Genomic DNA, 20,504 nt, shown 5'->3' on the forward strand with positions numbered 1-20,504 from the left:
GGATTAATGGACAAAAAACTAAAATTAATTAGGACAACATACACTATAATATTCACAATTATTGTCTTATATATAGTAAGGAACAATTTTATAGCACCTAATCATATCTTTAAATATAAGATTTTTTTGAGTATTGCTCAAAAATTACAAATTGCTTTATTTGGACTTTTAGTATTTCTTATTTCATCAACCTCTTATTTTTTATATAATAAAAATTTTGATTTCAAGGATATAAAAAAGTTTTGGGTTCTAGAATCATTAAGAAAATTTGTGTGGATAAAGGGAATAGAATCAGTATTTATTGGTGAAGATGAGTATAAGGATCAGAATTTAAACAAAAATATTTCTAATTTTATCGCTTTATCTTTAATTAGTATAATCACGATATTTTTAATGAAACCAGAATGGACACTATTTTTGATTTATTTAGTAATATTGGTTATTGGTATTTGTGTTATTTATTTTAAAAATAAATGTCCATATTATTTAGATTTTGTTGTAAAGGATAACATAAGTGTCAAAAGAAAAGTTTTATCAGTAATTTATGAAACTGTTGTTACAGCATTTAATATGTTACTTTTCGTTTTTGTGATAAAACAATTTACTAATGTAAATCTTTCATCTTTGGTGCTTATTTATTGTGTTTCAAATGTATTTGGGCAAGTTAGCTTGATGCAGGATGGATTTGTTGTATCGGATTTAATAGAAATACACTTTTTATGTAAATTGATAGAACCTAGAGCTGCAATAATTGCCATATTGATATACAGAATTGTAAGTAGTGTTATTCCATGGATAATTTCTTTAATTATGATATTAAAAAGAATTTACGACAATTACAATACTGATCAATACAAGAAACAGTTCGCATTTAATATTTTGTCTATTTTTACTCTAATCGTTGGGATAATATTATGTTTAAGTGTTGCCACTCCATCAATGTTATTAAGAATAAAATTTTTAAAGAGATTTGTTAAGAAAGATGTAGTGATTTTGGCTAGATTTATAACTCTTACATCAGGTGGGTTATTAATACTTCTTTCACAAGGAATAAAAAAATCGGTTAAGAAATCTTTTTATATAGCTGAAGCAGTATTAATAGTTTCAGTATTTTCAACATTATTAAAAGGATTAGACATTGAAGAATCTATTATTACATTAGTATTGGGAATTGTAATGTATATAATGAAAGATGGATTCACAGAAAAAGCTATCAAAATCAACCCAAAATATTTTATAAATACTATCGGTAAATTATCAGTTGTCACAGTATTATTTATCTTTATTAGCAATACTGTTCGCAAGGTAAATTTTTTGACATCACATCGAAAATATTCTCTAAATTATTTGGTTGAAAACAAGAAATTTATACTTCTATATGTTTTATTTGTTCTGATATTATCTTACCTTGCTCAATATACACGAACTAAGAAGATCACATTTACAAAATTAACAGATGAGTATTTTGAAAAAATTGATAAATTCTTGGAAGAATTTGGTGGAAATGAATTTAGTCATTTAGTTTATTTGAATGATAAAAATGTTTATTTTGACAAGACAAATACAGTAATGATTATGTATCGCCCAGTAAAAAACAGCGTTATCGTATTAGGTGATCCAATAGGTAAGAAAGAAAATTTCGTTGAAGCAATTGATGATTTTATAGTTTATTGCAATGAATATCACATGAATGTTTGTTTTTATGAAATAAATGGAGAAAATCTTGAATTATACTGTGATCAAGGTTTTAGATTCGTTAAGGTTGGACAAGACGCAACAGTAGACTTAACTCAATTTTCTTTAGTAGGAAAGAAAAATAGAACTTGGCGACATGTTCTTAATAACTTCGATAAGGGAAATTATGAATTTAAAGTTGAAGATCCAACCGATAACCTGTTATCTCAAATGAAAATTGTTTCGGATAAATGGTTAGGAAATAAAAATGAAATGGGATTTAGTTTAGGATTTTTTGACGAATATTATCTGAAAAGAACAAAAATTGCATGTATTTACAAAGACGATGAATTACTTGCTTTTGCAAATCTTCAACCGTTTTATGATGATAAAACACTTTCTATCGATCTAATGAGATATGATAGATCAAATGAAGACGGGTTGATGGATTTTATATTTATCAAGTTAATTTTATGGGGTCAAGAAAATAATTTTGAAAAATTTTACCTAGGAATGGCTCCTTTGTCTAAAGTTGGAGATAAGATTTATTCAAAGAAGAAGGAAAAACTTCTAAATATTGTTTACAATACTCAAAATAAGATATATAATTTTAAAGGTTTAAGAAACTACAAGGATAAATTTAAGCCTAATTGGTCGAATAAGTATATAGCATATACTTCGGACTTTAATTTACCATATATTTTAATTAATGTAGTAAATTCAAAGAAAAAATAGTTGACAAAGCGTTCAACATAGTATACAATATTTATTGTTGTTAAGTAGAGATATCCGCTCTCACCTTATAATTTCGAATTCATAAGGTTAAAATTTAATTTGATTATTAATTTTTGGCGGGTATTTTTACCCGCCATTATTTTTTTGGAGGTGAATAATATAAAAGACTTAATGATTAATGAGGAGATAAGATCTTCTAAAGTTAGATTAATCGATGATGAAGGTGAACAAATAGGTGTAATTCCTATTAAAGAAGCTTTGAAAATGGCTGAAAATAAACATCTAGATTTGGTAAATGTAGCACCAAACGCTAAGCCACCTGTATGCAAAATATTAGATTATGGAAAATACAAATACGATGCATTAAAGAAAGAAAAAGAAGCGAAGAAAAATCAAAAAGTAATTAACGTAAAAGAAATAAGACTTTCACCAAATATTGAAAAACACGATTTAGAAGTTAAGGCTAATCAAGCATCTAAATTTTTAAGCAATGAAAACAGAGTAAAAGTTTCTGTTAGATTTAGAGGTAGAGAACTTGGTCACAAGGATTTGGGTAAGGAAGTTCTTGATAAATTTTATGAATTAACAAAAGATGTAGGACAAATAGAAAAGAAACCTTCTATGGAAGGTAGAATGATGATAATGTTTATGGGTCCTTTGACTGATAAAGAAAATTAGAGGGGGAAATAATATGCCAAAAATGAAGACACATAGAGGTTCTGCTAAGAGATTTAGAAGAACTGGTACAGGTAAGTTAAGAAGATACAAAGCTTATGCAAGTCACTTAACAGGTAAAAAATCTGCAAAGAGAATTAGAAACTTAAGAAAAGGTACAACAGTTAGTGATGCAGATATGAGAAGAATCGATAAAATGATTCCTTAGTTAGAGGGGGAAATATAAATGGCTAGAATTAAACGTGGTACAAATAATAGAAAAAGACATAAAAAAGTATTAAAACAAGCTAAAGGATATTACGGCTCAAAACATACATTATACAAAACAGCTAACCAAGCTGTAATGAAATCATTGGCTTATTCATACGTTGGAAGAAAAAGAAGAAAAAGAGATTTCAGAAAATTATGGATTGCTAGAATTAACGCAGCTACAAGAATGCATGATTTAAGCTACAGCAAATTTATGCACGGCTTAAAAGTAGCAGGTGTTGACTTGAACAGAAAAGTTCTTGCTGACATGGCTGTTAGAGATGAAAAAGAATTCGCAAAATTAGTTGAATTAGCAAAAAACAATTTATAAAATTAAAAGCTTAAGTTGATTTATATCATACTTAAGCTTTTTTTAATATAGTATTAATTTCGTTTTCATTTGAATTTATTAGTTTTAACTTTTTATCACGAGTTAGACTTTTTGTTTTAATTTCTAATTTTAATGCATCACTTTTATTATCAATTTTTTTCATAAAAACATATTTTACAGGAAGCCTTGCTCTCGTATACTTACTAGCTTTGCCTTTATTGTGCATTTTAATTCTTTTTGAAAAGTCATTTGTAATACCTGTATATAAACTCTTATCAGCGCATTCTAAGATATATAGATAATACATTAATACATACCACTTACTTGTTTTGCAATATCGTAGCTGAAACCTTTTTGAAGTAAGAAGGTAACTATTTTATTTTTTAAATCATAGCCTTCATGCTTTTCTTTCCAAATATTGATTTTAGTTTCAACTATTTGAGTTGCTTTGTCTAACTCCATATTATATCCAAAAACCTCTTCTAAATAATCCTCATAAATTCTTTTATCAATACCTTTTTGGTATAAATCATTGATTATTCTTCTTTTACTGTAATTTGTCAGATTAATTTTATCATTTATAAATATTTTCGCGTAGTTATAATCATCTAGTAAATCTAGTTTTTTTAATTTTTCTATAACGTCTTCAATAATTTCAGAACTAAATTTTTTTGATTTTAATTTTGTCGTTATTTCTTTTTCAGTTCGTAATTTATACGATAAAAAATTAAGACTGATTTCAAAAGCCTCTGTAAATTTTGAGATATTCAATAAATGAGTATATAATTCATCATCTATTATCATTTCGTTATGAATTTTATATTTTTCAAAATCATTGTAACTTAGTAAAAAACTTTCTTTTGTATCAGTCTCAATTACGAACTTATCTTTTTTATCACTGAACTCAATATTATTTATTATCATTTTATCTCATGTTCATTATTACATTTAGTATAAATGGAGCAACCATCATTGCTACCAAAATAAACGCTATAACTTGAGCTAATTTTTGTTTTTTCATTAAATTCACCTCTATGATATTCTAACACAAAAACATATATTTGCATATTTTAAAATAATGCTATAATATATTTATAAAAATGGAGGTAATTATGGCTGATTTAAAATTTGAAATAGTAGAAAGAATTGGAGTTTTATCTACAAAAGCTAACAACTGGAACAAGGAATTAAATATCGTAAAATGGTCTGATTACGATGCAAAATACGATATTAGAGAATGGAATCCTGATCATACAAGAATGAGTAAAGGTCTTACATTCACAGAAGAAGAATTAAGAGTATTACACGCATTAATAGAAGATGAATTGAAACAATTAGATTCAGAAAAGTAGGATATATTTTGAAGTTTATACATTCGGCTGATTTTCACTTAGGCATGAAATTTGAAAAATCTTCAATTCCACAATCTATGTCTAAAATAAGAAGGCAAAGAATTTGGACATCAGTTGAAAAGTTAATCAAATATAGTATTGATGAAAATGTTGATTATATTTTTCTGTCTGGGGATTTGTATAATTTGGATAATTTTAGCCTAAGTGATATGAATCGTTTAATGGATCTATTTTCTAGAACAAATTCACAAATTTGTATTATAGGTGGTAATCACGATCCTATTTATAATGATAATTTATGGGATATGGTAAATATTAGTGATAATCTGAATATTTTCAAAAAGGATACTCTTGAAAAAATAGAATTTGATGACACTGATGTTTATGGGATAAGTTACAATAAAAACAACTACGATTTTATAAACATTTTTGATGATTTAAAACTGGACAAGTTAAAAACTAATGTTTTAATGATTCATTCTGATTTATTAAATGATAACAATTGTTATATGTTTTTTGATCAAGATAAAGTAAATAATTTGGGTTTTGATTATGTGGCTTTAGGCCATATACATAAACCGACTATTTTTAATGATAAATTTGTGTATCCAGGTTCTATTGAACCATTGAGTTTTAAAGAAAAAGGGATGCACGGTGCTGTTATTGGAAGTATAGTTGATAATAGACTTGACATCGATTTTTTAGATTGTTCAGAATCAAACTTCAATGAATTTGACTATTATATATCAGATAAATTTAGTTATTACGATTTGGTAGGTTCATTGTCTAAATGTTTAGTTGAAGATAAGAAAAATTACATTAGAATTAATTTAAAGGGACAATTAGAAGATGGGTTTGATCTAGATATAGATTCTTTACAAGAAAGTTTAAAAAAATATTGTGAATATGTAGAAATAATTGACAACACAGAATCTAATATAAATTTGGATAAAATTTATGAATTTAACAGAAATAATGTGTTGGGTTATTTTATTGAAGAGACAAAAAACTTGGATGGGGAAGATCCTGTGGTTAAAAGAGCAATTAATTTAGGAATTAAGTCCTTAATGGAGAATAATTTATGAAAATTATTAGATTAGATTTGATATCATTTGGCAGATTTAATAATTACACAATAGAATTTGGAGACAAATTTAATCTAATTTATGGGTTAAATGAGTCAGGAAAGACCACTATATCTAAATTTATAGAAGGTGTATTTTATGGATTTGTTAAACCTTACTTAAAGAGAACTGTATTTAGTGAAGACTACGAAAAATATCGCCCTTGGAATAGTGAAAACTATGAGGGCAGTATTTTAGTGGAGAAAGATAATAAGAGATATGTAATTTATCGTAATTTTAAAGAAAAATATTTTAATATTTTCAATGAGACTACTGGTAATAACGAAACTGAACTAGATGGTTTTAATCAAGATAATTTATCATTTCCTGGTGAATACTTTTTTAAAATGCCTTCAGATATCTTCAAATCCACTGTTTTTTCTAACTTGAAAGAATTAGATGCAGAAAATAAAAATGTAAGTTCTATTGTTGATATGCTATTGAATTCATCAGATAGCAATAATGATTCTGTTTCATTTAAAAAAGCTCTAGATAATCTGGAAAAGATGAAATCAAATATTGGGACTAAACAATCTAAGGCAAAACCTTTGGGGAGTTTATATCAAAAAAAGTTTGATTTAGAAGATGAAATCAAAAATATTAATAAAGACAAAAAAGAATATGAAGATAGTTTAAATAAGTTAAATGAGTACAAGCTTAGACACGAGAAACTTCTTTTAAATAAAGAAAAATTAGTTAATTTGCACAAGAAGAACGATATAGAAAAAATAGAAGATGCAAAAAACTATAAAATGCAGATTTTAAAAGAAAAAGCAAGTTTATTAGACAGAGTATCAAAGATTAAATACATCAATGACATTGACGAAGATGATGTCAATAGTTTGGAATATCAAAATAAATTATTAAACGACAATAGAATTACATTTAATGAGTTATCGAAGCAAAAGAAATTATTAAGTAAGGATTACTACCAATTAAAAGCAAAACTTAGTAATTATGAAACTATAAGAGATTATATTGATGAAATGAATAATTTAATTAAAAAATTAAATGGAATTTCTAAATTAAAGCTTAAATTACTCATTATTGGAGTTATATTTACAATAATTGTTGCTGGAATGATCTATATGACGGGGTATACAAAAGAAATAGTTATTGCTCCTGTATTATTTGTTCTTTATTATATTTTGGTTAGTATATCCAATAAATTTAAGAAATTATCGTACAATCGTCAATTAAATAAGATTGTGCAAAAGGTTAATCAAATTACTAATATGAGTTATAAAAATTACAATGAAGTAATTAATGACTTTAGATATGACTCAAACATGGATAAAAGCATTGATTATTTGAGCAAACTTGAGGGACAGCTTCAAGATATTGACTCAAGACTAGATTCTATTATAAATGAAGATGAAAGTTCCAAGTCAAAGATTAACAATATTTTATCTTCATCAAGAAATTTGAAGAACATAGATGTTGAAGATTATAGAAGAAAAAAAATAGAGTATGATCAATTGATGGATAGAATTTCAGATAAAGATGATCAACTTCAAAAGATATCATCTGAATATGATTTTAGTATTTTATTAGAAGATATTAATTCAGATTCAATAAAACTTGAGAATAATGATATAAAAGACATCAACTTACTTAATAAAGAAATTGACGAATCTATTGAAGAAAATGCGAAATTATTTGAAAGGACAAAAATACTTGAAAAATCTGTAAATCTTCTATTGGAAAAAGAAGAAAAATTAGCAGATATCAATGAGAATATTCAAAAATACGAAAATGAAATTACATCTATAGAATTAGCTATGGATTTGATCAATAAAAGTATAAATAAATTACACAAAAATTTTATCCCTAGAATTAACAAGAAAGTTTCAGAAATGATGGCTTATTCAACTAAAGATAAGGACAAATTTAGGGTTGATGAAAATTTAGATGTCAGTATTTATGATGGAGTAAAATTTTATGAACAAAAACATTTAAGTTCTGGAACATTTGACTTGCTTTCTGTTTTTATTAGAATAAGTGTTCTTGAAGAATTAATGGGTCTTGATTATTTGATGATACTAGATGATTGTTTTGTCCAATTAGATGATGTAAGATATAAGAAATGTCTAGATTTGTTATTTAAAATTTCAAATAATAATCAAATAATACTTTTTTCTTGCCAAAACAGAGATGAGCAATTGTTAAATGAACTAGACATAATATATAAGAAAATTGAGTTAAAGTAATTATGATATATGCGATAGGTGATTTACATCTGGATTATACAAAAGAAAAATCGATGGATGTGTTTGGTGATAATTGGGATAATTATGAAGAAAAGATATTTCATAATCTAGAAAAATTGGATGATGAAGATATTATACTTATACCAGGAGATATTTCCTGGGCAATGCAACTAGATGATGCTTTTGTAGATTTGAAAAGGATCGATAAGAGTCCAGGTAGAAAGATTCTAACTAGAGGTAACCATGATTATTGGTGGTCTGGTATAAGTAAACTAAGAAAATTAGAATTAGAATCTATTAATTTTATTCAAAATGATTCACTAGATTTAGGAGATATCAATATATGTGGATCACGTGGGTGGCTTGATCCAACTAGCAAAGAAGCTACAGAGAAAGATGTAAAAATTTTTCAAAGAGAAATTTTAAGAGTTAATATGAGTTTGGAAAGCGTCCGAAATAACAATGATATTATTATGATGCTTCATTATCCACCTTTTAATATTAATAAACAACCTAATGAGATATTTAATTGTTTAAAAAATTATAATGTTACAGATTTAATATACGGACATTTGCACGGATATGGACATCAAAATGTCGTCGAAGGAACAATAGATGGAATAAATGTACATTGTGTGTCTTCGGATTATATAGATTTTAAAGTTAAGAAAATTAGGGAATAGTATGGAAAAAGAATTAGAATGCAAGGTATTTACTGATGATTTTAATGGTTTGATGGATAAAGCTGTTGAAATGGGAGCTAAAATGATAGCTCATGAAATTCAAGAAAATATTTTAATTGAATCTAATAATTTTGATTTAATTGATAGTAGTGATTATCTTAGAATTAGAATTTCGAAAGATATTTTTAATAATGTAAACAAGAAATTTCTTACTTACAAAAATAGAGTTAATGATACGAACGTTAGACATTACGATGAATATACTATAGAATTTGATAGCGAAGAAAACTTGAAACAAATATTAAAATTTGTTAAATTGGATAAGCAATCTTCATCAAAAAAAGAAAGAAAATCATTTGAGTTTATGGATGCAAGACTGGATTTTGATTGCTGGGATAAAGATTTTTATCCGTATCCATATTTGGAAATTGAAGTCAAAGATGAAGAACATTTAAAAGAGATAATAAATAAATTAGGAATAAATAAAGATCAAATTTCAACTGAATCTATAAGTGAACTAAGATCGAAATTACAAGAAAGTTAACAGAAAGGATAGACTTTTAATGGCAAATAAAAAGCTAGTGGTAGTAGAATCTCCAACTAAAGCAAAGACAATTCAAAAAATGTTAGGGTCAGGATATAAAGTTGTAGCTACAATTGGTCATTTAAGAGATTTACCAAAAAGTAAACTAGGCATAGATATAGAGAATGATTTCGAACCACAATATATTAATGTGCGTGGTAAGGCCAGTGTAATCAATTCTTTAAAAAAAGATTACAAAAATTCTCAAAAAATCTTCTTGGCAACCGACCCTGATAGGGAAGGAGAAGCTATTTCTTGGCATTTGTGCTATTTATTAGATATAAATCCAGAGGAAGAAAATAGAGTAAAATTTCAAGAGATAACTAAAGACTCTGTAAAAGAAGCAATAAAAAAACCTGAAGCTATCGATTTAAAATTGGTAGATGCTCAACAAGCAAGAAGGGTTTTAGATCGTATAGTAGGTTATAGCATTTCTCCATTATTATGGAAGAAAGTTAAATCTGGCCTAAGTGCTGGTAGAGTACAGTCTGTAGCCTTAAGATTAATTTGTGAAAGAGAAAAAGAGATAAGAGAGTTTGAACCAGAAGAATACTGGTCTATTCATGCAAATTTATCCAAAGAAAAACTGGAATTTGATTCTGAGTTATATTATTCAAAAAACGATAAATCTAATAAAATCAATATAAAAAACAAGGATGAAGCGGATAAAATTCTAAATGATTTGTCAGATAATTTTGTTGTAAATTCTATAAGACAACAAAAAAAATCTAGGAAACCTTACGCTCCTTTTACAACATCTACACTTCAACAAGAAGCATATAAAAAGTTATATTTTCAAACTTCTAAAACAATGAGAATAGCTCAACAATTATATGAAGGAATTAGTTTGGGTAGCGAAGGGTCAGTAGGTTTGATTACTTATATGAGAACAGATTCAACAAGAATTTCTCATGCTTGCGTAAGTGATTGCCTAGATATTATTAATAATCTCTATGGAAAACAATATGCCACAAAAGGATACGATTATTCTAAAAAGAAAAAAGGATCACAAGATGCTCACGAAGGTATTAGACCTTCATCAGTAAAAAGAAGACCGAATGAAATTAAAAAATATTTGACAGATGATCAGTACAAATTATATAAATTAATTTGGGAAAGAACTGTTGCTAGTCAGATGAAAGATGCACGTTATCTATCTACATCAATAGATTTTGATAACAATGGTTATACTTTTAGATCTAATGGTAACGTGGTGATTTTTGACGGTTTTACAAGAGTATATTCTTTGAATACCAAAGATAGCGAATTGCCTGAATTAAAGGAAAAAGATTCTATAATTTCAAAAGAAATAGAATCTAAACAACATTTTACTAAACCAAAACCTAGATACACAGAAGCAAGCCTTGTAAAAACACTTGAAGAAGATGGCATTGGTAGGCCAAGTACTTATGCATCGATTATAAGCAGTATTTTGTCTAGAAATTATGTTGAATTAAAAGAGAAAAAATTTTATACAACAGAAATCGGAGAAAAAGTTTGTGAATTTGTAGTTAAATATTTTGATTCAATTATTAATGAAAAATTCACTGCTGAAATGGAGAATGAATTAGATAATATTGCTGAAAACGACGTTGAATGGAAAAAAGTAATTAGAGATTTTTATGATGGATTTAATGAAGATTTAATCAATGCAAAAAATGCACAAGATAAATTTAAAGTTAAAGACGAACCAATTGGACGTAAATGCCCTGAATGTGGCAATGATTTGGTAATAAAACACGGAAGAAATGGAAAGTTTATTGGCTGTAGTGCTTTTCCTGATTGCAAATATACTGAAACTATTGTAAAAGATACTAAAGTAAAATGCCCAAAATGTGGTCACAGAATAATAGAAAAAGTTTCTAAAAGAGGTAAAGTTTTTTATGGATGTGAAAATTATCCAAGTTGCGACTTCGCTTTATGGGATAAGCCTACAGGTGAAAAATGTCCTGAATGTGGTAGTTTACTAGTTCATAGAAAAAATAGGCATGGAGAATCCATTCTTTGTTCTAATGAAAAATGTGATTATAAAAAGCTTGAAAAATAAAAACATATATGATATACTTTGAAAGTAAAACACACAGTCGATGATACAGATGCAGTTGCTTAATTGTCGCATTTGTAGATGAGTCGTCTGGAGGAAAAAAACGGAGGTAGAAAAAATGTCAGTAGTATCAATGAAATCATTGTTAGAAGCTGGGGTTCACTTTGGACATCAAACAAGAAGATGGAACCCCAAAATGTCAAAATTTATATTTACAGAAAGAAATGGAATCTATATTATAGATCTTCAAAAAACTGTAAAACAAATTGATGATGCTTACAATTATGTAAGAGACATCGTTGCAGATGGTGGAGAAGTTCTTTTCGTAGGAACAAAAAAACAAGCTCAAGAAGCAATCGAAACAGAAGCTAAAAGATGTGGACAACATTATGTAAGCCAAAGATGGTTAGGTGGTATGTTAACAAACTACAAAACTATCAAAACAAGAATTAATAGACTTCACCAATTATATGAAATGGAAGAAGATGGAACTTTCGATCTTTTACCTAAAAAAGAAGTTAGCCAATTAGAAAGAGAAAGAGAAAAACTAGAAAAAAACCTTGGTGGTATTAGAAAAATGACAAAAATGCCAAGTGTACTTTTTGTAGTTGATCCTAAAAAAGAATACATTGCTGTTCACGAAGCAAAAATATTAGGAATACCAGTTGTAGGTATCGTAGATACTAACTGTGATCCAGACGAATTGGATATTGCTATTCCTGGTAACGATGATGCAATTAGAGCGGTTAAGCTTTTAACTTCTACAATTGCTGATGCTGTTATTGAAGCAAATCAAGGTCGTGAAGATTCAGAAGAAGTTTATTCTGAAACTGAAAGTGATACAGAAGAATCTGAAAACGAAGACTCAGTATTAGAAGAAGATTTAAAAGAATTTGTTGAAAATTCTGAAGAACAATCAGACGAAGAATAATAAAAAATAAGCGACGGTTAAACTTAAAATTAAATAATTGTTTGACAGTCGCTTTTTAATTCAATTGGAGGTAATAAAATGGCACAAATTACTGCTAGTATGGTAAAAGAATTAAGAGAAAAAACTGGCGCAGGAATGATGGACTGTAAGAAAGTCCTAACTGAAGCAGATGGAAATATTGAAAAAGCAATTGATCTTTTGAGAGAAAAAGGACTTGCTGGAGCAGAAAAAAAAGCTGGAAGATTAGCATCTGAAGGTATTGTTGAAACTTATATTCACGGTGGAAAAATTGCTGCTATTGTTGAAATCAATAGCGAAACAGATTTTGTTGCAAAAAATGAAGAATTTAAGGATTTCGCAAAAGATATAGCAATGCAAGTTGTAGCATCAAATCCAAAATACGTAAGTCGTGATGAAGTACCATCTGAAGAAGTAGAAAAAGAAAAAGAAGTATTAGTTCATCAAGCTATGAACGAAAACGACGGAAAAAATATTCCTGAAGATAAAGCAAAAATGATTGCTGAAAAGAAAGTTGAAGGAAGAATAAAAAAATTCTACTCACAAATTTGTCTATTAGAACAACCATTCATTAAAGATCCTAATAAATCTGTAGAAGAATTATTAACAGATTTAATTGCAAAAATAGGTGAAAACATTAAAATTCGTAGATTTGCTAGATTTGAAGTTGGCGAAGGTTTAGAAAAGAAAAACGAAGATTTTGCTGAAGAAGTAAAAAAACAAATGGGTCAATAAAAATTATTGCTGCAATTTCTATATTGCAGCTTTTTTTATTTTACATAGTATCATATTGATTTTAAAATGTTAATTTGGTATGATTAATTAAAGAAAACCTTATTATTAATTAGGAGGAAATTTTGAGTTTAAAATATAAAAGAGTTCTACTAAAATTAAGCGGTGAAGCTTTAAGTGGAGACCAAGGACACGGATTAGATGATGATATTATAGAAAATATTTGCGATTCTATAAAAGCTGTCCACGAACAGGGATTAGAAATTGCTATTGTTGTTGGTGGTGGAAATTTCTGGAGAGGAAGATCATCTAAAATTGATAGAGCTACATCGGACTCAATGGGAATGTTAGGAACGACAATAAATGCTTTGAGATTGCAAGCATCTTTGGAAGCAAAAGGTATTCAAACAAGAGTACAAACAGCAATAGATATGAAACAAGTTGCAGAACCTTATATTAGAAGGAGAGCCATAAGACACATTGAAAAAGGTAGAATTGTAATTTTTGCTGCAGGAACAGGATTACCTTATTTTTCTACTGATACAACAGCTGCATTAAGAGCAGTAGAAATTAACGCTGATGTTATTTTAGCAGGTAAAAGAGGAACAGATGGTATATACGATTCTGATCCTAATAAAAATAAAAATGCAATCAAATACGATAAACTTACTTATATTGATATTTTAAACAAAGGCTTAGGGATAATGGATGCAACAGCGACATCACTTTGCATGGAAAATAATATGGGATTAGTGGTTTTTGGTATAGATGATCCTAAAAATATAATTAGAGTTTCTCATGGAGAAAATATTGGAACAATTGTTGAGGGGGATAAAAATGAGTAAACAAATTTTAAAAGATATGGAAACAAAAGCTGAGAAAACATTGCATGCTTTAAGAGAAGAACTGAAAACAGTAAGAGCTGGTCGTGCGAATCCTAGCGTATTAGATAATATTATGGTAGATTATTATGGAACTTCAACACCTTTAAAACAAGTTGCTACGATTTCTGCTCCAGAAGCTAGATTACTTACAATTCAGCCATGGGATAAATCAATAATGAAAGAAATTGAAAAACAAATTCAAGCATCTAATTTGGGAATCACTCCTTCCAATGATGGGAATATTATAAGATTACCATTTCCGCAATTAACTGAAGACAGAAGAAAAGAATTGACAAAAGTTGTTAAAGAATATGGCGAAAAATCTAAAGTCACTATAAGATCTATAAGAAGAGATTTTGTTGACGATGCAAAAAAAATGGAAAAAAATGCTGAAATATCTGAAGATGAATTGCACGTATTATTAGATGATATTCAATCATTAACAGATAAGTTAACAAAAGAAATTGACAATATTGTTTCTGATAAAGAAACTGAACTAATGGAAATCTAAAAATTAATATTAAATTAAAAATCTGTTCATCATGTTGTGAATAGATTTTTTTTATTTTTAAGTAACTTATATAAAAGTGGAGAAATCAGTAATTATGACAAAAATGTTACAATTATTACTTTTTTGAAACTTATTTGTAACTTTTTTGTTGAATTTACTTGACATATTTTTTTAATTCTTTTAATATTATCTTAGGATGTATTAGGAGGAAGTTAATATGAACAAAAAAGGACTTGGCTTATCTATCGGATTAGCTTCAGTCATAGCTGTAGGAACTTTTGTATCGCCTTATTTAAGTTCCACAACTTTAATAGGAGACAATAATGTTGAATCTAATCAATCAAATGATTCTAAATATTCAGTTGCAATAAAAAGCAATGATTTATTGACTCCAAATGCTGAAAAAGAAGAAAAAGAGAAAGCTCTTAATGAAATAAGAAATTCACAAGTAAGAAACGTATTAAATGATTCCACAAGAACTATATCTAAAGAATCTAAAGAAGAAATTAATTCTGAAGTAAAAGAAGTTAAAAAGAATAAGCAAGAATTAAAAGCTTCTATTGATAATAACGTTTCTACATACAAACAAAATAGTGAAAAAGTAGATACAAAAAAAGATGAAGCTAAAAAAGTAGAATTATCTACTGCAAATTTTGGGAAAATTTCAGAAGATAATAAGAATTCAAAATCAAGCCTAAAGAAAGAAAAATCTGAAGTTGCTTCATTAACTCTTTCAAGGAATTCTAAAAATGAAGAAGAAAAGATTTATTCAAATATAACAAAATCTACGACAGGCGATTTATTTGTAAGAGAAAAAGCGGATAAAGAATCTGAAGCAATAGGTGTTTTACCAAAAGATACAAAAGTTGTTGTTAAAGATGATGGCAATAAATCATGGGCAAAAATAAGCTATAAAAACAAAGAAGCATACGTAAGTAAAGACTTCTTAGCTAATGAAAAATCAGGCAAAAAAGTAGTTTCTGAAGCTAAAAAACAAGTTTCAAAAAACAATACTGAAGTTAAGGAAGTAAAATCAAATTCTGCTGAAAAGTCAGTAGATATGTGGGTAAAATCTCCAGTTTATATAAGAAGTGAAAAATCAATCAGCTCTAATAAACTAGGTGTATTAGAGAAAAACACTAAAGTACAAGGTGTAGTTGAAGATGGATGGTTCAAAACTTCTGTAAATGGAAATAATGGTTTTATTAGTATTAAATACTTGCAAAATAGTAAAATTGAAGAAAAACAAAATGATAAACATCAAATTTCAGAAGCAAAGAAGAAAGAACAAGTAAATAAATCAAATTCTACAAAATTTGAAGGAACTAACTATACTGGATATGTAAAAGAATCTGTTAATGTTAGAGATAAAGACAGTATGGATTCTAATGTTGTTTCAGTATTAGAAAAAGGTACTAAAGTTAGTGGTATCAAAGGAGAATATTGGCTAAAACTTTCTGAGGGAAGATATATTTCTGTAAATTATATTCAAGACAGTAAAGTTGAACCAAACCAAACAAAAAACACAGAAGTTAAAGATTCTTATAAAAAAGATTCTAACTCTAAGGTTGTAAGATCTAATGAAGGTGGTTCTGGCAGTGCTGTAGCTCAAGCAGCTTATAATTATTTGGGAGAAAGATATGTTTGGGGTTCTGCACAACCAGGAGTAGGATTTGATTGCTCTGGTTTAACTAGTTATTTATATAATAAAGTATGCGGTATTTCTCTTTATAGAAATTCAGCTGCACAATCAAATAATGGATATCCTGTAAGTAAAAGTAATTTGAAACAAGGAGATTTGTTATTCTTTAGTACAAATGGATCAGGTAGTATTTCTCACGTAGGGATTTATGTTGGTAATGGAAAAATGATTCATGCATCAACACCTTCAACTGGTGTAATTATTTCAGACATTGACTCAAACTATTACTCAAATACATTTGTAACAGCAAGAAGAATCTTAAACTAAAATCATAAGCTATTGGCATTTAATGCTAGTAGCTTTTTTTATTGGACGAATTGCTTGAGCATATGATATTATAGAGTATATAGATATAAGAGGCGCACTATGAATTTCAATTTTTCTAAAGATAAAATTTTAATTGGTATAGCAATAATTGTTTTAGCTGGTTTTGGTTACTATAAATCTAATTCAGATAATTTGAATCACAATCAAATTCAAGCTTTAGTTGATACAAAATCAACAGAAAGTGTAAATAAGCAGTCTGAAAATAGTGCACATAACAGCGAAGATAATTCTACTAAGATGTGTCAAATAGATGGTTGTGTAAACAAACCTGGTGTCTATCATTTTAAAAAAGATGATAGAATTAAAGATATCGTTGAACTAGCAGGTGGATTTAAACAAGATGCTGATACGAAAAGTGTAAATTTGGCGATGAAGCTAAAAGATGAAATGAAGATCTATATTCCTTCTAAATCAGAAACTTCAAAAGAACAAAACAATGATACACAAAGCTCTGATTTAGTTACAATAAGAGATAATAACTCAAGTAATCTTGTAAATATTAACACCGCTGATAGTAATAAATTGCAAACATTACCAGGTATTGGACCTTCCAAAGCTAAAAAAATAATAGAATTTAGAGAGAAAAATCAATTTAAAAAAATTGAAGAAATAAAAAATGTAGATGGAATAGGCGATAAAACTTTTGAATCATTGAAAAGTTTAATAACTATAGATTAAAGGAGATAAAAATGTTAGACAAAAAGTACAAAACAATTAAACCAGAAGATGTCAAATTAACTGAGTTTACTCAAACAGCTGGATGTGCAGCAAAGATAGGACCTGGTAAATTAGCTGAGGTATTAAGTCATCTTGAAAAAGTAAATGACGATAATTTAGTAGTAGGATTAGATACAAGCGATGATTGTGCTGTATACAAAGTAAGAGATGATTTATGTTTAATTCAATCTCTAGACTTCTTTACGCCGGTTGTTAATGACCCATATACATTTGGTCAAGTAGCTGCGGCAAACTCTTTAAGTGATTTATATGCTATGGGTTCAGATCCATTGTTAGCTTTAAATATTGTTTGTTTTTCAGATTGCATGAATCAAGATATTTTGGTTGAAATCTTAAAAGGCGGTGCTGATAAGGCAAAAGAAGCGGGATGTCTGTTAGTTGGTGGTCACACAATTCAAGATGATGAACCTAAATATGGATTGTCTGTGACAGGGATAAACCATCCTGATAAAGTTTGGGCCAACTCTACAGCTAAAGTTGGAGACGTGGTTGTATTAACTAAAAAATTAGGTGTAGGAATTGTAAATACTGCTATAAAAGGTGGAATGGATAATCAAAAATTATTTGATGAAGTTATCAAATCTATGTCTACTTTGAATAAATACGCTAAGGAAGCCTGCGATGGACTAGAAGTTCATGCTGCTACTGATGTAACAGGATTTGGTTTGTGCGGCCATGCACTTGAAATGGCTAAGGGATCTGATTTAACAATAGAAATTGACTCACAAAACTTACCTATTTTTGAAGGAGTAGAAGAGTTTGTTAACTTAGGATTAGTTCCAAAAGGAGCTTATGACAACAGAAACTTTATCAGAAATGATGTTAAAATCAGCAAAAATGTTAGTAGCTTTGTAGATGATTTGGTCTTTGATCCCCAAACATCAGGCGGATTATTAATTGCATTATCTAAGGAAGATGCTGATAAACTTGTAGAAAAATTACATGAATCAGGCCAAGTTGGAAATATAATAGGAAGAGTAAAGGAAAAAACAGATCACTTTATTGAAGTAATCTAATTAAACTTATGAAACTTAGAATTCTGTTAGTTTTTCCATCTAATGTGTATAAAGATGAGATCATTTTGAATTTCTCTAATGATGAAAATTATGAAGTTTCAGAATGTTCTACAATTGAAGATGCACTTGAAAAACTAAAAAAAGGTTACTATGATTTTTTGCTTAGTGACATGAATTTTTCGGATGGTACAGGCTTAGATTTCAAAAAAGAAATTAGCAAATTATATTCCATTCCGACAATTTTTGTTAGTGACGAATCAGATGATATGAAAAAAATCTTAGCGTTAGAATATGGCGCAGATGATTATGTAGTTTATCCATTTAATATGCTTGAGTTAAAAGCAAGAATTAGAGCAGTTCTAAGAAGAACGAAATCAGATTTAGTAAATGACAATAATAAAACAAACATAATACAAATCGGTGAATTTGAATTTAATTTAATATCAAGAACTGTAAAAAGATATGGTCAATATATAGAATTAACAGGAAGAGAATTTGAATTGTTATATGCACTTGTTTCTAATAAAGATAAGGTTCTTTCAAGAAAGGAATTGGCTGCAAAATTATGGGAAGATGCACAGTCTCATATCAGGACTGTTGATGTTCACATTAAAAGATTGAGAGAAAAAATCAAAGATAACGAATCATTAATTATTAGAACAAAATGGGGAGAAGGATATTACTTCTCATCAAATACAAAAGTTTAAACTGCTTTTTAAAAAGCAGTTTAATTATTTATGGAGGGAATATGTATCAAACTGATATACCTAAAAAAGATCAATTAATTGCAAATATAATTACAAACATGGGAGAAATAAAAATTTGTTTGTTTGAAAATGATGCTCCAAATTGTGTGGAAAATTTTGTAACTCATGCACAAGAAGGATATTATGATGGAACTATTTTTCATAGAGTCATTAAAGATTTTATGATTCAAGGAGGAGATCCACAAGGAACAGGCTATGGCGGAGAAAGCATTTGGGAAAAGTCTTTTGAAGATGAATTTTCTGATAATTTAAAAAATATAAGAGGAGCATTATCCATGGCTAATTCTGGACCAAACACTAATGGATCTCAATTTTTTATAGTTCAAAACACTTCAATTAGAAAAGATTATATTAAATATCTTGACGAATGTGATTTGGATGAAGAACAAAAAGAATACTATAAAAATAACGGGGGATGTTTTTGGTTAGATGGAAAACATTCTGTATTTGGTCAAGTTTATAGTGGAATGGATATTGTAGACAAAATTGCTAACGTAAATACTGACTTTTCAGATAAACCGTTGGATGATATTATTATTCAATCAATAGAGATTTCAAGGAATTAATATGCATCAATATAGAGGCAAATTAATAGTGCATACTGGATCTATGTTTTCTGGAAAAACATCTAGTTTATGGAAAGAAGTGAATAGGTTTAAAATAGCTAAATATAATGTAGTTGTGTTTAAGCCGAAGATGGATTCTAGATATTCTAAGGAAAAAGTAGTAACACATGATAAAAACGAAATTGAAGCAATAAATGTCGATAATATTGACGATATAGTTGAATATACAAAAACTCATGATGTAAATGTCATTGCTATAGATGAAGTACAATTTATTAATTCAAAAGCAGATCATTTTGTAAAACAAATTAACTATCTTTTGGAAAAAGGATTCACAATTATTGCTGCTGGACTTGACATGGACTATAAAGCCAAGCCATTTCAACTTGTTAAGGAATTATTGCCTATATGTGATTACGTCGAAAAACACCACGCTGTGTGTGCTGTGTGTGGAAATGATGCATGGGTAAGTTATCGTATATCAGACGATAAAAACAGAATACAGTTGGGTGCTAGTGAGGCATATATGCCATTATGTAGAAAACACTATATTGAAAAAATGAATGAAAAGAAGCTAACAGAACTACAAACAACATATTTAGATAAAGATCAAAAAAATAAAAACACAATTTAGTATAACTAAATTGTGTTT

Annotated in this window: 22 protein-coding genes and 1 other annotated feature; of the genes, 20 read left to right on the plus strand and 2 right to left on the minus strand. The window is 28.1% G+C overall.

The features are described 5' to 3' along the window. Positions 1-6 precede the first annotated feature (6 nt). From mprF to rplT, 4 genes are all read left to right on the plus strand, one after another. Positions 7-2,409 (plus strand): bifunctional lysylphosphatidylglycerol flippase/synthetase MprF, encoded by a 2,403-nt coding sequence (gene mprF / locus GKG00_RS02740; protein ID WP_154254139.1) that lies wholly within the window; start codon positions 7-9, stop codon positions 2,407-2,409. Positions 2,410-2,445: 36 nt separating this feature from the next. Then, positions 2,446-2,557 (plus strand) — a sequence feature (ribosomal protein L20 leader region). 23 nt (positions 2,558-2,580) lie between these two features. Next, positions 2,581-3,087 carry a translation initiation factor IF-3 gene (infC, locus tag GKG00_RS02745; protein ID WP_154254141.1) on the plus strand — a complete coding sequence of 169 codons (507 nt, stop codon included), beginning with the start codon at positions 2,581-2,583 and terminating at the stop codon, positions 3,085-3,087. A 13-nt stretch (positions 3,088-3,100) separates the two neighbouring features. Beyond that, positions 3,101-3,292 carry a 50S ribosomal protein L35 gene (rpmI, locus tag GKG00_RS02750; RefSeq protein WP_002836329.1) on the plus strand — a complete coding sequence of 64 codons (192 nt, stop codon included), beginning with the start codon at positions 3,101-3,103 and terminating at the stop codon, positions 3,290-3,292. A gap of 18 nt (positions 3,293-3,310) precedes the next feature. Further along, on the plus strand, positions 3,311-3,664 hold the full coding sequence (gene rplT, locus GKG00_RS02755; protein WP_094203591.1) for a 50S ribosomal protein L20: 354 nt from the start codon (positions 3,311-3,313) through the stop codon (positions 3,662-3,664). A 31-nt stretch (positions 3,665-3,695) separates the two neighbouring features. On the opposite strand, the gene GKG00_RS02760 is transcribed toward rplT, so the two are convergent. Continuing rightward, entirely contained in the window at positions 3,696-3,971 is a 276-nt protein-coding gene (locus GKG00_RS02760; RefSeq protein ID WP_154254143.1) for a GIY-YIG nuclease family protein, read from the minus strand. Continuing rightward, positions 3,971-4,588 (minus strand): RecX family transcriptional regulator, encoded by a 618-nt coding sequence (locus tag GKG00_RS02765; protein ID WP_154254144.1) that lies wholly within the window; start codon positions 4,586-4,588, stop codon positions 3,971-3,973. Before GKG00_RS02765 ends, GKG00_RS02760 begins: the two co-directional genes overlap by 1 nt. Before the next feature lie 188 nt (positions 4,589-4,776). On the opposite strand from GKG00_RS02765, the gene GKG00_RS02770 reads away from it, so the two are divergent. From GKG00_RS02770 to GKG00_RS02845, 16 genes are all read left to right on the plus strand, one after another. Then, complete coding sequence (locus GKG00_RS02770; protein ID WP_035109486.1) at positions 4,777-5,016, plus strand: PC4/YdbC family ssDNA-binding protein; 240 nt, start codon at positions 4,777-4,779, stop codon at positions 5,014-5,016. Positions 5,017-5,024: 8 nt separating this feature from the next. After that, a complete protein-coding gene (locus GKG00_RS02775) occupies positions 5,025-6,101 on the plus strand; it encodes a DNA repair exonuclease (RefSeq protein ID WP_154254146.1) in 1,077 nt (358 codons plus the stop codon). Beyond that, complete coding sequence (locus tag GKG00_RS02780; RefSeq protein WP_154254148.1) at positions 6,098-8,350, plus strand: AAA family ATPase; 2,253 nt, start codon at positions 6,098-6,100, stop codon at positions 8,348-8,350. The genes GKG00_RS02775 and GKG00_RS02780 overlap by 4 nt, the downstream gene beginning before the upstream one ends. A 2-nt stretch (positions 8,351-8,352) precedes the next feature. Beyond that, on the plus strand, positions 8,353-9,033 hold the full coding sequence (locus GKG00_RS02785) for a metallophosphoesterase (protein WP_154254150.1): 681 nt from the start codon (positions 8,353-8,355) through the stop codon (positions 9,031-9,033). A 1-nt stretch (position 9,034) separates the two neighbouring features. Continuing rightward, positions 9,035-9,577: a class IV adenylate cyclase gene (locus GKG00_RS02790; protein WP_154254151.1), complete on the plus strand. Its 543-nt coding sequence runs from the start codon at positions 9,035-9,037 to the stop codon at positions 9,575-9,577. Positions 9,578-9,596: 19 nt separating this feature from the next. Beyond that, the gene (gene topA / locus GKG00_RS02795; protein WP_154254152.1) at positions 9,597-11,663 is read left to right on the plus strand and encodes a type I DNA topoisomerase; all 2,067 of its coding nucleotides are present in this window, start codon (positions 9,597-9,599) and stop codon (positions 11,661-11,663) included. A gap of 115 nt (positions 11,664-11,778) precedes the next feature. Continuing rightward, entirely contained in the window at positions 11,779-12,591 is an 813-nt protein-coding gene (gene rpsB, locus GKG00_RS02800; protein WP_154254154.1) for a 30S ribosomal protein S2, read from the plus strand. A gap of 78 nt (positions 12,592-12,669) precedes the next feature. Beyond that, positions 12,670-13,344, plus strand: a complete 675-nt coding sequence (gene tsf / locus GKG00_RS02805) for a translation elongation factor Ts (RefSeq protein WP_154254155.1) — start codon at positions 12,670-12,672, stop codon at positions 13,342-13,344. Between the two features lie 122 nt (positions 13,345-13,466). Next, positions 13,467-14,186: a UMP kinase gene (gene pyrH, locus GKG00_RS02810; protein WP_154254156.1), complete on the plus strand. Its 720-nt coding sequence runs from the start codon at positions 13,467-13,469 to the stop codon at positions 14,184-14,186. Beyond that, entirely contained in the window at positions 14,179-14,736 is a 558-nt protein-coding gene (gene frr / locus GKG00_RS02815) for a ribosome recycling factor (RefSeq protein WP_154254158.1), read from the plus strand. Before pyrH ends, frr begins: the two co-directional genes overlap by 8 nt. A gap of 217 nt (positions 14,737-14,953) precedes the next feature. Continuing rightward, complete coding sequence (locus GKG00_RS02820; RefSeq protein ID WP_154254159.1) at positions 14,954-16,705, plus strand: C40 family peptidase; 1,752 nt, start codon at positions 14,954-14,956, stop codon at positions 16,703-16,705. A 99-nt stretch (positions 16,706-16,804) separates the two neighbouring features. Next, the gene (locus tag GKG00_RS02825) at positions 16,805-17,443 is read left to right on the plus strand and encodes a helix-hairpin-helix domain-containing protein (RefSeq protein ID WP_154254160.1); all 639 of its coding nucleotides are present in this window, start codon (positions 16,805-16,807) and stop codon (positions 17,441-17,443) included. Between the two features lie 11 nt (positions 17,444-17,454). Beyond that, entirely contained in the window at positions 17,455-18,519 is a 1,065-nt protein-coding gene (gene selD, locus GKG00_RS02830) for a selenide, water dikinase SelD (protein WP_094205632.1), read from the plus strand. 8 nt (positions 18,520-18,527) lie between these two features. After that, entirely contained in the window at positions 18,528-19,226 is a 699-nt protein-coding gene (locus tag GKG00_RS02835) for a response regulator transcription factor (protein ID WP_154254162.1), read from the plus strand. Between the two features lie 41 nt (positions 19,227-19,267). Then, complete coding sequence (locus tag GKG00_RS02840) at positions 19,268-19,852, plus strand: peptidylprolyl isomerase (protein WP_154254163.1); 585 nt, start codon at positions 19,268-19,270, stop codon at positions 19,850-19,852. 1 nt (position 19,853) lies between these two features. Then, positions 19,854-20,486: a thymidine kinase gene (locus GKG00_RS02845; protein WP_094208563.1), complete on the plus strand. Its 633-nt coding sequence runs from the start codon at positions 19,854-19,856 to the stop codon at positions 20,484-20,486. Positions 20,487-20,504: the final 18 nt, after the last annotated feature.

Origin of the sequence: Finegoldia sp. BIOML-A1 (assembly GCF_009678325.1) — a bacterium.
Lineage (GTDB): Bacteria > Bacillota > Clostridia > Tissierellales > Peptoniphilaceae > Finegoldia > Finegoldia magna.